General features: G+C 39.2%; 9 protein-coding genes and 1 tRNA gene. 6 read left to right on the top strand and 4 right to left on the bottom strand.

What is annotated here, in order from left to right:
- The first annotated feature begins 403 nt into the window (after window positions 1–403).
- Window positions 404–2,170: a S8 family peptidase gene (locus tag ABIE26_RS21745; protein ID WP_310145712.1), complete on the top strand. Its 1,767-nt coding sequence runs from the start codon at window positions 404–406 to the stop codon at window positions 2,168–2,170.
- Window positions 2,171–2,210: 40 nt separating this feature from the next.
- Here ABIE26_RS21745 and ABIE26_RS21740 read toward each other — a convergent pair.
- A tRNA-Met gene (locus ABIE26_RS21740) sits at window positions 2,211–2,284 on the bottom strand.
- A 104-nt stretch (window positions 2,285–2,388) separates the two neighbouring features.
- Between ABIE26_RS21740 and ABIE26_RS21735 the strand changes: the two genes are divergently transcribed.
- The 3 genes from ABIE26_RS21735 to ABIE26_RS21725 all read left to right on the top strand — a co-directional run bounded on the left by ABIE26_RS21735 (window position 2,389) and on the right by ABIE26_RS21725 (window position 5,598).
- On the top strand, window positions 2,389–2,769 hold the full coding sequence (locus tag ABIE26_RS21735; protein WP_310145710.1) for an START-like domain-containing protein: 381 nt from the start codon (window positions 2,389–2,391) through the stop codon (window positions 2,767–2,769).
- Window positions 2,770–2,799: 30 nt separating this feature from the next.
- On the top strand, window positions 2,800–4,242 hold the full coding sequence (locus tag ABIE26_RS21730) for an LptF/LptG family permease (RefSeq protein ID WP_310145708.1): 1,443 nt from the start codon (window positions 2,800–2,802) through the stop codon (window positions 4,240–4,242).
- Between the two features lie 144 nt (window positions 4,243–4,386).
- On the top strand, window positions 4,387–5,598 hold the full coding sequence (locus ABIE26_RS21725; RefSeq protein WP_310145703.1) for a bifunctional 3,4-dihydroxy-2-butanone-4-phosphate synthase/GTP cyclohydrolase II: 1,212 nt from the start codon (window positions 4,387–4,389) through the stop codon (window positions 5,596–5,598).
- Window positions 5,599–5,602: 4 nt separating this feature from the next.
- Here ABIE26_RS21725 and ABIE26_RS21720 read toward each other — a convergent pair whose 3' ends face one another.
- Complete coding sequence (locus ABIE26_RS21720) at window positions 5,603–10,000, bottom strand: translocation/assembly module TamB domain-containing protein (protein ID WP_310145701.1); 4,398 nt, start codon at window positions 9,998–10,000, stop codon at window positions 5,603–5,605.
- Between the two features lie 117 nt (window positions 10,001–10,117).
- Between ABIE26_RS21720 and tsaD the strand changes: the two genes are divergently transcribed.
- Together tsaD and ABIE26_RS21710 are read left to right on the top strand one after the other, a co-directional pair.
- Window positions 10,118–11,119, top strand: a complete 1,002-nt coding sequence (tsaD, locus tag ABIE26_RS21715) for a tRNA (adenosine(37)-N6)-threonylcarbamoyltransferase complex transferase subunit TsaD (RefSeq protein ID WP_310145699.1) — start codon at window positions 10,118–10,120, stop codon at window positions 11,117–11,119.
- Between the two features lie 16 nt (window positions 11,120–11,135).
- Window positions 11,136–11,360 carry a hypothetical protein gene (locus tag ABIE26_RS21710; protein WP_310145698.1) on the top strand — a complete coding sequence of 75 codons (225 nt, stop codon included), beginning with the start codon at window positions 11,136–11,138 and terminating at the stop codon, window positions 11,358–11,360.
- 54 nt (window positions 11,361–11,414) lie between these two features.
- Here the strand turns inward: ABIE26_RS21710 and recA are convergent, their stop codons facing one another.
- Together recA and nth are read right to left on the bottom strand one after the other, a co-directional pair.
- Window positions 11,415–12,428, bottom strand: a complete 1,014-nt coding sequence (recA, locus tag ABIE26_RS21705; RefSeq protein ID WP_310145696.1) for a recombinase RecA — start codon at window positions 12,426–12,428, stop codon at window positions 11,415–11,417.
- Between the two features lie 135 nt (window positions 12,429–12,563).
- The gene (gene nth, locus ABIE26_RS21700) at window positions 12,564–13,226 is read right to left on the bottom strand and encodes an endonuclease III (protein WP_310145694.1); all 663 of its coding nucleotides are present in this window, start codon (window positions 13,224–13,226) and stop codon (window positions 12,564–12,566) included.
- Window positions 13,227–13,242 lie beyond the last annotated feature (16 nt).

The raw sequence follows: 13,242 nt of genomic DNA, 5'->3' as shown, positions 1-13,242 counted from the left end.
AGAGCCGATGGTACTGCGGTAACACGTGGGAGAGTAGGTCGGTGCCAAATCTTAAAGAAAGCCTGTAGCCATAAACTACAGGCTTTTCTTGTTTAGTGAACTATCGGCTATTCCTTAAGCCCCCCCCTCCACGCCTGCTGAAAAACAACCACTCAGCATTCAGGAATATCAGCCCGCTGATGATATCCTACAGGGCGAAAACAGATATCTTTCAATATTTCTCCACAACATTTCCCAGGTAAATATATATATCTGTACCAGTATTATATAAAAAACATTGAAAGAAAGGTGTTGCAGTAAGACTTTTAAGGTTGAATTTTAGTTAAAATATGCTAAATCTTTATCCTAAAGGCAATAAAACCGTATAATTGTATTCTACGTTAATTGAATAAATACATAGAAGATGAAATGGAGAACGATTATATACTGTGCAATATGGCTTCTGTTTAATACAGCTGCTTTTTCGCAAAGTAAAGATGTAAAGCTACCGGCAAACTGGTACAATCTGGATTTAACAAAAGACGGATATTTTGGTATTAGTACAGAAAAAGCTTACAATGAGTTGTTAAGGAATAAAAAGCCAAAAGAGAATATTATTGTAGCTGTAATAGATGGTGGTGTTGAAACAACCCATGAAGATTTAAAAGAGGTGTTGTGGACCAATAAAAAGGAGATTCCTAACAACGGCATTGACGATGATGGTAATGGGTATATAGATGATATACACGGTTGGAATTTTATCGGTTCAAAAAATGGTAATCTGGCCTACGACAATCTGGAACTGGTACGAATTTTTAAAGCGTATCAACCTAAATATAGGTCCACAATAAAATCGACTGTTTTAGATAGCACTCAGAAGGAAGAATTTGCGCTTTATACAAAAGTAACAGCGGAATTCGGAAAAAAATATGACGAAGCACATCAATCTTTTGCGGTGATCTCTATCATTAACAAAATGCTAGATTCGGTAGGTAGAATTACAAATAAGGCTATCCCTTCATTGGAAGACATTGAAAGTTATAAGGCAGATAATGAAGAAGAGGAGCAATGCAAAAAGATCATCCGCAAAGGCTCAAAGGAAAGTGGCTCTATGGAAAAGTTTCACAAGGAAATGAAGGATGCCTATAAACAATATGATGTAATGCTCAGGTATAATTTGAATCCTAAATACGACCAGCGCGGAGAATTGGTAGGAGACGATTATGCGAATGCAAAAGAGAGATTTTATGGAAATAGTGATGTTGCTGGCCCCAACGCAGAGCATGGTACACATGTGTCTGGCATCATCGGCGCTAAGCGTGACAATGGCATAGGTATAAACGGGGTTGCCAATAACGTAAGGATTATGGGAATCAGGGTTGTGCCCGAAGGAGACGAGCGTGATAAAGATGTGGCTAATGGGATAAGGTACGCGGTAGATAACGGGGCCAGGGTAATTAATATGAGCTTTGGAAAGGGATTTAAGTGGAATAAGGAAGCTGTAGATGAGGCGGTTAAGTATGCCGAGCAGAAGGGGGTATTATTGGTACATGCAGCAGGTAATGACAATAAGAATAATGATATTGAGGATAACTACCCAAACAAATATTATGAAGGACCGGAAGCTATAGCTTACAGAAGATCGCATAAGAAGCCTGAAATTAATCTGATGGGCTTCAGGCCTAATTCAAATGCACCACAGCAGGCAATGGCGGGTGGTAGAAACATGCCTATAGTTCCCTTAAAGCCAGTGGTTGATACTGCAAAGTTTAGTCTGCCGCATGCGAAGAACTGGATAGAAGTTGGCGCGAGTGCTTATAAGAACGACGCAAGTTTGAAGGCTTCTTTTTCTAATTATGGTAAGTATACGGTCGATGTTTTTGCACCTGGATTTATGATCAATTCCACCGTTCCGGGATCCAAGTATGAGGAATTTGATGGGACAAGCATGGCTGCACCTGTTGTCTCAGGACTGGCAGCTTTAATCTTGAGTTATTATCCACAGCTTAAGCCTCAGGATGTAAGGGATATTATTATGAAATCTGTTGTAAAAGTTGAGCAGAAGGTTCGAAATGAAAATGAAAGAGGAGAAGGCGAGCGTGTGAGTTTCCGGGAATTGTGTGTGAGTGGAGGAATAGTAAACGCATATCAAGCCTTGAAACTGGCGGAAAACTATCAATCAAAAAAGTAATGAAAATAAAAAAGCCCATCTTTCGATGGGCTTTTTGTAGTAGCGGGGAGCAGGATCGAACTGCCGACCTCAGGGTTATGAATCCTGCGCTCTAACCATCTGAGCTACCCCGCCGGGTGGTCTTTTTTCTAAAGAGTTGCAAATATAGAATAAATTACTTTTCTTTAGAAACAAATGTTAAAAATTGTCTAAAAATTTCAAAATATAAGTGCTTAGCGATGTCAGAAAAGAAAAAATTTACTTTAGAATATGAATTGAGATCGTCTCCACGTATTTTATTTAGCTTTATTAGTGAACCCAATGGCCTGTCGCAATGGTTTGCCGATGACGTAATTTTCCGTGATCAGGTGTATACTTTTACATGGGATGATGAGGTGCAGAAAGCCAAGTTATTAAGCGTTAAAGAAAACAAGCTGGTAAAGTTTAAATGGATCGATGATGATCCGCACTGTTATTTTGAAATGGAAATTGTTCAGGATGAATTAACTAATGATGTGGCGCTTTCAATTACAGATTTTGCGACTGACGACACACTTGCAGAGCGCAGGCAGATATGGGATAATCAGATCAACTATCTCCATAGTGTATTAGGTGCTTAATTTTTCGTTGGCTTTGCCTACATTTGTACATTGAAAAAGATTCATTTACTACTTGTCAAAGCATTTATAAAGCCATTCTTCGTCACTTTTTTTATAGTGATGTTTATTCTGTTGATGCTTTTTTTATTCAAGTACATTGATGACCTGATTGGGAAAGGCTTTGAATGGTACGTCATTCTTGAGTTGATGTACTATGCCTCAGCGGCAAACGTGTCTATGGCGCTCCCGCTTTCTATTTTGCTTTCTTCAATTATGACTTTTGGTACATTAGGCGAGAACTATGAACTTGTAGCCATAAAATCGGCTGGTGTATCCTTACAGAAAGCAATGAGACCATTGTTAGTGCTGATTGTTTTCCTGGCTATCAGTTCTTTTATTTTTTCTGACTATATGCTGCCAAAGGCCAATTTAAAATTTGGCTCTCTGTTATGGGATATACGGAATAAAAAGCTTTCCTTTCTGATTAAAGAAGGTGTATTTAACAATAGCATACCTGGGTATTCGATACGCGTAGATAAAAAGGGAGCTGATGGAATTTCCTTGCATAATGTAATGATATATGATCATACCAGTAATAATGGCATAGCAAAGATCATTATAGCAAAGAGTGGAAAAATGTCTAAAAATGATGACTACCTGCTACTTACTTTACATGACGGAGTAAGATATGAAGAGTCGAGTGGCAAAAATGCCTCTTATAACCCAAGACAGGAACTTACCCGGATGAGGTTTAAGGAAACAGACCAGAAATTCGACATTTCGAGTTTTAAAATGAACCGAACAGATGAAGAGGGCTTTAGGGGAAATACCCAAATGCTTAATCTGAAAGGCCTGACAAAAAAAGAGGATTCTCTGAAGAAAGAACTTGCCGTGGTAAATAAATCTGCTGCTTTGAACCTGAGTGGTTACTATAAACAGAATAGTTATACCAAAGGTTATACAAAAATTAATACTCCGGCAAAAAGGATTGAAGGCCAGGTTTTAAATTCCATTCCCAAGAACCAGAGACTCTCGGTATTACAAAGTGCGTTGGACCAGGCAAATTCGATTCAGCAAGCCACATCGGGGAGGCTCGCTGAACATGCAGACCGGGTTAAAAATATCATAAAAGTTCAGATAGAATATCAGAAGAAGTTTACACTGGCAGCATCATGTTTACTGTTGTTTTTTATTGGTGCTCCTTTAGGTGCAATTATTAGAAAGGGGGGGCTGGGCTTACCAGTGGTAATGGCCATAGTATTTTTCCTGATCTATCATATCATAGCAACCGTTTCAGAGAAATCTGCTACACAGGGTTCTCTGACGCCTTTTTTCGGTATGTGGCTTGCTATTATCATTTTGTCACCTTTAGGGGCGTTTCTTACCTATAAGGCTACTGTAGATTCGGCCCTGTTTGATGTGAATTATTTTAAAACACTGATCGTTAATTTTTTCAAAAGATTTTCATCGAAAAAAACGGCATTAAAGGTATAAGTTTTTGTAAGCTATATCAGCTATTTCATTACTTATTTATGATATTTTAAGCTGTTATTTGTCTTTGAAGGTTGTAACTTTGCAATATAATTTTAATTGAATCTCAGGCATTTTACTGAGTCTGATGATGGATATACTTATAAAATGGAAATTAAACTGGATGCAATAGAAGATGCTATTGCTGATATAAAAGCGGGAAAAGTTATTATTGTCGTTGATGATGAAGACAGGGAAAATGAAGGTGATTTTCTGACGGCGGCAGCCAATGCTACTCCCGAGGTGATTAACTTTATGGCGACATATGGGCGTGGATTGATCTGCGCGCCTTTAACAGAGCAAAGATGTGATGAACTGGGCCTGGAGTCAATGGTTGGAAAAAATACTGCAGCCTATGAAACCAACTTCACTGTGTCTGTAGATTTGCTTGGCCATGGTTGTACAACAGGCATCTCTGCTTCCGACAGGTCTAAAACGATTCAGGCATTGATAGATCCTAACATAGATCCTTCGGAGTTAGGGAGACCGGGGCATATTTTCCCGTTGAGAGCTAAAGATGGCGGTGTATTGAGAAGGGCCGGTCACACAGAAGCTACTGTAGATCTGGCCAGGTTGGCAGGTATGGAAGAAGCAGGTGTACTCGTAGAGATATTAAAAGAAGATGGTGAAATGGCCAGGCTTCCCGACTTGATTAAGATTGCGGAAAGGCATCAACTTAGGATTATTTCGATTAAAGACCTTATTGCTTACAGATTAAGTAAAGAGAGCTTGATTAAGGAAGAGGTAACGGTGAATTTACCTACCCAATGGGGAGATTTTAAAATGACCGCCTATACACAATTGGATAATAATGCCACACATCTTGCGATCAGTAAGGGGGAGTGGTCTGAAGACGAACCTGTTTTGGCAAGGGTGCATAGCTCTTGTGTAACAGGTGACATTTTTGGATCGTGTCGTTGCGATTGCGGGCCTCAACTTCATAAAGCGATGGAAATGATTGACAAAGAGGGTAAAGGTGTTGTTGTTTATATGAACCAGGAAGGCAGAGGAATTGGGTTGATCAATAAGCTGCGCTCCTATAATCTACAGGATGCCGGATTTGATACGGTAGAGGCCAATATTAAATTAGGTTTTAAAGGTGATGAACGCGATTATGGGGTAGGAGCCCAGATATTGAGGGCGCAAGGTGTAACTAAAATGAAGTTGATGTCCAATAACCCTACCAAAAGGGCCGGCTTAATTGGATATGGTTTGGAGATTGTAGAAAACATTGCCATAGAAATTGAAAGTAATGTGCATAATGAACACTATCTGAAAACAAAACGTGACAAAATGGGACATCAAATTATGAAAGGCTAAGGAATCATTTCCTTTTGGGCTTTTTCTGATGGTTTATAATTCCCTCTTTGTTGGAAGGAATTGTTTGGAGAGCAGAAGGTTTTTTATCGTCTTCTGCTTTCTTTTTTTGCTCCTCCAATTTCTTTTTTTCTTCCTTACGGAGTTTTCCTGAAATTTTTTGTATAAACTCCCTGAAACTGTCAAATTGCTGCGTATAGATCAGGCCCAAAGAGGTTACATTGGTGTTTTGCAAGCCAGTATTAAAGATGCTCTGTTGTGTGGGCGGCTTATTGGCAAGTTTACCTACAAGGGTTCCATCTTTTTTAATTAAGGCCAGTACTTCAACTTCACTTCCTACATTATCTCTTGAGAATCCAATTGGAGAAAGGTCACTTCTGCTGTTTTTGTCAACGATACCGGCATTTAAGATGATCCTGTCCTTGAAAAAGCGAAAAGAAGCATTTGCCTCACTTAATGATCGGATGTTGATGTCTACAAAATCCAGGTTTAATGAAGAAAGTACGTTGTTGAATTGATTGAAAAGCAGTTCTGTAGCTGTACTGGCTACCCCGGAAGACAATTGTTTCCCCAGGTCTTCTTTTCCAGATCCCGGGGCAAAGCTCCGTCTGATGATCAGACTGAGGGCCTGCAGGTTTCTGTTATTATCATCATTAAAATAGGACTGCATCTCTTCTTTAATCGCAGGATTGGAAGGGAAGAAGATATCCAGCTTGATATCTGGTTTGAGCAATAAACCGGTAAGTCCCATTTCCACTTCGGTTAATACCCTTTCATTGGCATTAGATCCTTCGCGGTTAGCTGCTGTATACAAATCGGCTGTACTCGCCCTAAGTGCATAGATGGCTTTCAAATTGATCTGTGCGGCAGAAGGGTTGCCTGTCCATCTGATGGTACCGCCCTGGCGAATGGTAAACTTTTTATTGATCACTTCCTGCGCAGTAAAATCAAAACTTCCGCTTTCTATAATGTAGTCGCCCGACATTTCAAAATCGCCCAGGCTGTTGATGTTCAAGGCCAGGTTTCTGGAATATCCTTTACCACTTAATTTACCCAGTGTTGTAAAGATATTTGCGGTACTACTGGCATCAACTGATAGTTTCAGGCTCATAGTAAGTCCGTCGAAACTTGTTTGTTTCTTTACATAGTTGGTGGTGTCTTTACTTACAAAGGTAATGAAGTCTTTGCTGGATACAGTTTCGGAGCTGTTTAGTGGTAAGTTAAAAACCGTTCCTTTTTCAGTTTTAGCATCAATATCTATAAACATTTTATTGGTAGGACCTTTAAATTTAAAAGACCCGGTGGCATATGCCCGCCCAAAATACAAAGGGTTGTCTTTTTCGGTGGTATTTAAGGCCATGAAATGGTTGGCATTCACATCAACATCCAGGGTTGGATTGTTGAGGTCATTAAGGTCTACCGTGCCATTAGCAATGGCCTCATCATTGTCTGTATCCAGTAATTTGAGATCTTTGATAGCAATAACACTATTATCCACAGTTACCTCATCCGAAATAGTATAAGTTGTTTTGAGATAATTGATGGTCATCGTAGCTTTATCAAAGGCAACAGTGCCTTTAATTTCAGGTTTGTCAAACGGCCCCTTAATGGTCAGGTCGGAAGATATATGACCTTTGAGATTTGAAACCAACTCATTGACGAATGGTTCCAGAACGGCTAATTCGCTTTCATCCAGTTTGACCAGAACGTCCATTTCCTTCTTCTCCAGGTCAAGACTTCCGGTAGCCCTGAGTGTTTCCCGGTCGGCCGCAACAATATTGGTAAATATGTTGGCTGCTTTTTTAGATTGGTCGTATGAAGAGGTGTCTGTAAGGCTACCTATATAGGTGTCATTAAAAGTAAGGGAGTCAATTTTGATGTTATCCCTTATTTCGGGCGATTTCAGGATATTGGAAAGCCTGGTTTCGCCGTTTACGTTGCCACTGAGTTTTAAACCCATTGCCTTTACAAAGGGATTTAAGGTGGTCAGGCTAAAATCTTTAAATCCTACCCGTAACATGTCTTCGGGATTGCCCGATAGCACACCGTCCAGTGTTAACAGCTGCCGGCCATTGGCAAGGTCGAAATTATTGATTTCAGTTTTTCCCTCGTGAAAATTAATCCTTACCTTCTCCTGTATTTTCCAGTCTTCGTTATTAACCTTTAAAATGGAAGGAAGGATGCTTACACGTGCAGTGGTGTCGCTGGCGAATTCAATCAAGCCGTTTAAATCCAACTGATTTACATCGTCTTCGTTAGATAGTTTAATATTCAATGATAAACTGTCATTGCGTAAGATATTAGATATATTGACATTTTTAATGTAAAGGCTATCGTTCAAATCTACCCGATCTGAGGTAATAATGGCTTGCAGCTGGTTGGTACTGGTGTTTTCATCGACAATGATGTTATTTATTACTACACCTTTATATTTGAGTTTTTTGATAAAACCATTTAAAGTGGCGATGTTATTGGGCGAGTCGAAGTTTCCGGCAAAAATGGCCTGGTCTTCAATAGACAGACCGGGTACCAGCAATTCGGCAATGGGTTCAAATCTTTTGATGTTCAGGTTGAACTGAAATATCTGGTTGCCAAATTTTACAATGTCTGCTTTTAAAGAAGGGATGTATTTTTTTGCCAGGGCTTTGTAGTAAGAGGGTAGCGTATTTAGATCGTATTGTCCTTTAATGCTGGCATCCAGGATGTCTGATTTTACAGTCAGGTTGCGGTCCTTACCCAATCCGCTGGCTTGTAGCTCTACCGAGTCTATGTGATAAACACCTTTTACATTATCAAGGGTAATTTCCTGTAGTCGTAGCTTTCCCTGTATGTTATTAAGGTTGGTGCCGGAAAAATTTGTATTGAATACGGCGTCTATTTTTAAGGAGTCTTTGTACAGTTTTAAGGCCCTTAGTTTTGCATTTTTTATGGTGGCTTTAAAATTAAATACAGGCAATTTGGGGTTTAGGTTAACTCCGCCATCAAATGCAAGCTGAATATTCCTATCGTTAATTTTTAAACTTCCATCAAAATACTTCTTGTCAAATGTACCGTCAATTTTAACGTTTCGATACCTGTAGTGGTTAAAATCAATGTACTCGATGTCACCATTTAATTTTTCTGACAGATTGTGCATTTCCGTACCACGACCTTTTACATATAATGAGGCAGATAGACGGCCAAGCATTTTTTCATCAACCAGGTTTCCTATATCAAAATCGTAGGTTTTTACATTTCCGGTGTAGGAGGGGGTGCCTTTTTTATCGATTTTCATATTTACATCGGAAACCAATCTTCCCAGTTTGGTCTTAAACTCCCCGTAGGCAATAAAGTCATTTTTAAATCCGGTAAAAGAGCCATTAAAGTTAATGTTGCCAAACTTATCGACTATTTTGGGAACTACTTTTTCTTTTTTACCGGTAATGCTGGTTACAATTTCATCCAGGTCGGTTTTATTGGTGCCGGCCATTTCAATCTTGAGGTCCATAAAGGTTTCCTTAAGATAAGGCAGCCCTTTCAATATAAAATCTCCCTTGATATGGGTAGCTTTTCCTGCCTTTACAGAGAGTTTTTTTGCTCTTAAATTGTTAACCAGGCCATTTACCTGGCCATCAACATCAATGTCCAGACTCATCTGGTCAAGATCGGAAGTGAAATAAGAAACATCGCGCGAAGAAATATGGCTGTCTTTAAAGTTAGCCTTCATTCTCACTTTGTTGATATAGTCGTCAAAATCCCCAAAACTTTTAAAGCGCATCTGGAAGTAGTCAGATAATCGGCTACGGTTCGTTACCAGAAGTAGTTTTTTTAATTCAATACTATTGGTGTCTATTGTCGTAAATGCAGTCAGATTTTTTAAATAAAAGCCACTTTTTTCCCTGAAGGTAAGATCTTTTATATTTGCCTGAACAATATGATCTTTTGTATTCAGGTTTTCAAAAATACCATTCAGCCCCTTTAAATCAACATCGTCAAAATTAACACCTTTCATCACGGTGTCCCGACGATAGTTTTTGTATTTAAAACCAACGTTGTTAAGTATTACTCTTTCAAATGAGATTTTATAGGGTTTTTTCTTCTTTTTAACCGGAGTTGGCCCTGAATCAAAATAGTCGATAATGAAATCAAGATTTGAGGTGGTGTCCTTATAAGATTTTAGAAAGAATGAACCATTGTTAATCTGAACAGTATTTACTGCTATTATTCTTTGTTTGAGTGAGAGTTGGTTAATGTCGACCAGAAACTTTGGCGTACTCAGAAGGGTGTCTTTCTGCTGATCCAGCACCAATAGATCCTCCAGTACAACTGATTTGAAAGGCTTAATGTATATCCCACTCAAGGATATTGTGGTGTTGAGTTCTTGGGAGAGGTATGCAGCAGCTTTTTTTGCTACATAAGTCTGCACCGGCTTAAATTGAAGTGCGAAGAGAATGACAGCAGCAAGTAATATTACTGATGCAACAAGCCAAAGCAGTATTTTTAATAGTTTTTTAATAGTTTTGTAGCTTAATTATAAATAACCGTGTCAGTAATACTTGCTATAGAATCTTCTTGCGATGAAACTTCAGTTGCCATATGTAACAACGGCAAAATTACTGCCAATGTTATTGCAAACCAAACAATTCATGAAAATTATGGTGGTGTAATTCCTGAGCTTGCGTCAAGGGTGCATCAACAGAATATTGTTCCTGTAATTCAGCAGGCGTTGAATGATGCCAAAGTTGGTAAAAGTGATCTGAACGCGATTGCCTTTACGCGGGGGCCTGGCTTGTTGGGCTCATTGCTGGTAGGTGTATCATTTGCAAAATCGTTTGCAATGGCGCTTGATTTACCTTTGATTGCTGTAAACCATATGCAGGCACATATCCTGGCACATTTTATAGATGATCCAAAGCCGAAATTCCCGTTCTTATGCCTTACTGTATCTGGCGGACATACACAGATTGTGTTGGTGAGAGATTATTTTGATATGGAAATTGTAGGCGAAACGCTGGATGATGCTGCTGGTGAAGCTTTTGATAAAACAGCAAAAATATTGAAGCTGCCTTATCCGGGCGGACCTTTAATTGATAAATATGCTAAGCAAGGTAATCCTTTGGCGTTTAAATTTCCTGAACCACAGATAAAAAACTTGGATTATAGTTTTAGTGGGCTTAAGACTTCGATTTTGTATTTTATCCGGGCGCGGGAAAAGGACAATTCTGATTTCATCACAGAACATTTGAATGATATCTGTGCTTCAGTGCAGCATAGCATTGTGGGGATCCTACTCAATAAATTAAAAAAGGCTGCCAGTCATTACGGTATAAAGGAAATTGCGATCGCCGGTGGGGTGTCTGCGAATAGCGGTTTGCGTTTAGCATTGCAGGAAATGGCCGAAAAGCAACACTGGAATGTTTTCGTACCTGCGTTTCAATATTGTACAGATAACGCGGGTATGATTGCAATTGCAGGTTATCATAAATATCAGCAGGGTGATTTCGTAGGACAGGATGTGGCACCACTCTCTAGAATGGAATTTTAAACTTAAATAAGAAGTTATGAATGGAGCAAGCTATATATTTTTTGGGTTGGTATTGATCCCCCTGATTGTTTTTTTAGGTTGGCTGATAAAAAAAGATAAAAACAGAAATTACATAGGTATCCTGGTGTTAATTGGAATGGCGGTGATTGCATTGATCGCAATCCTTAAATACGATAGTAAGTTTATAAACAGCGGCCAAAGCAACACACCTAAGATACAGCGGGCCCCAAGTTACCGGTAAAACAAAAGGGCTAGTCATATTTAATGACTAGCCCTTTTGTTTTGAGATATAATACTACTCTTTTTCTTCCAGCTTTTCTCCGGTTACTTCAGTACGTATTTTTGCTTCTATTTCTTCAGATAATTCTGGATTATCGAGCAGGAGTTGTTTAACAGCATCTCTTCCCTGTCCTAGTTTGGTATCTCCGTAGGAGAACCATGATCCTGCTTTTTTGATGATGTTAAAATCAACACCAAGGTCAATAATCTCGCCTGTTTTAGATATACCTTCTCCGAACATAATGTCAAATTCGGCAATACGGAAAGGGGGAGCAACCTTATTTTTTACGATTTTAACTTTTACCCGGTTTCCTGAAACTTCATCAGAATCTTTGATTTGAGAGGTTCTGCGAATATCCAGTCGTACAGAAGCATAAAATTTAAGTGCATTACCGCCGGTAGTTGTTTCAGGGTTACCAAACATTACGCCAATTTTCTCACGTAATTGGTTAATAAAGATACAACAGCAACCAGTTTTGGAAATGGTGCCTGTTAGTTTACGTAATGCCTGGGACATCAAACGGGCGTGCAGACCCATTTTGGAATCACCCATTTCACCTTCAATCTCAGCTTTAGGGACAAGGGCAGCCACAGAGTCAATTACAATGACATCAATTGCTCCTGAGCGAATCAGGTTATCTGCAATTTCCAGTGCCTGCTCACCATTGTCTGGCTGTGAGATCAGGAGGTTGTCTACATCAACACCAAGTTTCTTTGCATATCCTTTGTCAAAGGCATGTTCCGCATCAACAATTGCCGCGATACCGCCTTTTTTCTGCGCTTCTGCTATAATGTGTGTAGCCAGTGTAGTTTTACCGGAAGATTCAGGTCCGTATATTTCAATAATTCTTCCTTTAGGTACACCGCCGATACCTAAAGCGATATCCAGACTGATAGATCCCGTTGAAATGGATTCTATAGGTTCTACAGCGTTATCTCCAAGTTTCATTACGGTACCTTTACCATATGATTTTTCTAACTTATCTAAAGTAAGTTGTAATGCTTTTAGTTTGTCTGCGTTTGTGCTCATATCATTTATAGTTCTTTAAGAAAGTGGCCACTCAGTGCCTTGGCCAGATCTGTCTCTTTGTGCTAATTATATTAGCAAATATAAAGTAATTTTATTTTAATTCAACAAATAAAGTTTATTTTAATTTGCTTGCAGTTAAATTTCACTAATTATTTTAGTTGCTTTGTTGTTTTTCTCGTAATACCTGCAGAAATGAGTGATCTCGCAAATGCTGCATTTTGGCGAACGCGCCACACAAATATATCTGCCATGTAAGATCAACCAGTGATGTGCGATATGGATGGTATGTTCGGGCAGGTTTTTAACCAGATCCTTTTCTACTGCAAGCGGAGTTTTTCCATTGGTTAGCCCAATCCGGTTGGCTACTCTGAAAACATGGGTGTCAACAGCCATTGCTGGCGCATTATAAATCACCGATGCGATCACATTTGCTGTTTTTCTGCCAACGCCAGGCATTTTCTGCAGTTGATTTACATCGGCAGGTACTTCATTATTAAAATCGTTCAGGAGCATATTGGCCATACCCACAAGGTGTTTCGCTTTATTGTTGGGATAGCTTACACTTCTGATGTAATCGAATACAATATCCGGGGTAGTTTCTGCCAAGGCCTTTGCATTTGGAAAACGTTGGAACAATGCCGGAGTAACCTGATTAATTCTCTTATCTGTGCATTGAGCAGACAATATAACTGCTACCAGAAGCTGAAAAGGATTGTTATAATGCAATTCAGTTTCTGCATCAGGTTGTCTGGCAGAAAAATGGGATACAAAGAGCTGATATCTTTCTTTTTTAAGCATAGGCAAACTTAGATAA

This window comes from Pedobacter africanus, from assembly GCF_040548825.1.
GTDB classification, from domain to species: domain Bacteria; phylum Bacteroidota; class Bacteroidia; order Sphingobacteriales; family Sphingobacteriaceae; genus Pedobacter; species Pedobacter africanus_A.
Note: the sequence above shows the minus strand (reverse complement) of the source record. Positions and strands in the feature narration are given on the sequence as shown.

Bases quoted from the DNA above. Each gene is read 5' to 3' on its own strand.
- ABIE26_RS21725 (WP_310145703.1), top strand. From the start codon at position 4,387: ATGGAAATTAAACTGGATGCAATAGAAGATGCTATTGCTGATATAAAA.
- ABIE26_RS21710 (WP_310145698.1), top strand. From the start codon at position 11,136: ATGAATGGAGCAAGCTATATATTTTTTGGGTTGGTATTGATCCCCCTG.
- ABIE26_RS21735 (WP_310145710.1), top strand. From the start codon at position 2,389: ATGTCAGAAAAGAAAAAATTTACTTTAGAATATGAATTGAGATCGTCT.
- ABIE26_RS21745 (WP_310145712.1), top strand. From the start codon at position 404: ATGAAATGGAGAACGATTATATACTGTGCAATATGGCTTCTGTTTAAT.
- nth (WP_310145694.1), bottom strand. From the start codon at position 13,226: ATGCTTAAAAAAGAAAGATATCAGCTCTTTGTATCCCATTTTTCTGCC.
- recA (WP_310145696.1), bottom strand. From the start codon at position 12,428: ATGAGCACAAACGCAGACAAACTAAAAGCATTACAACTTACTTTAGAT.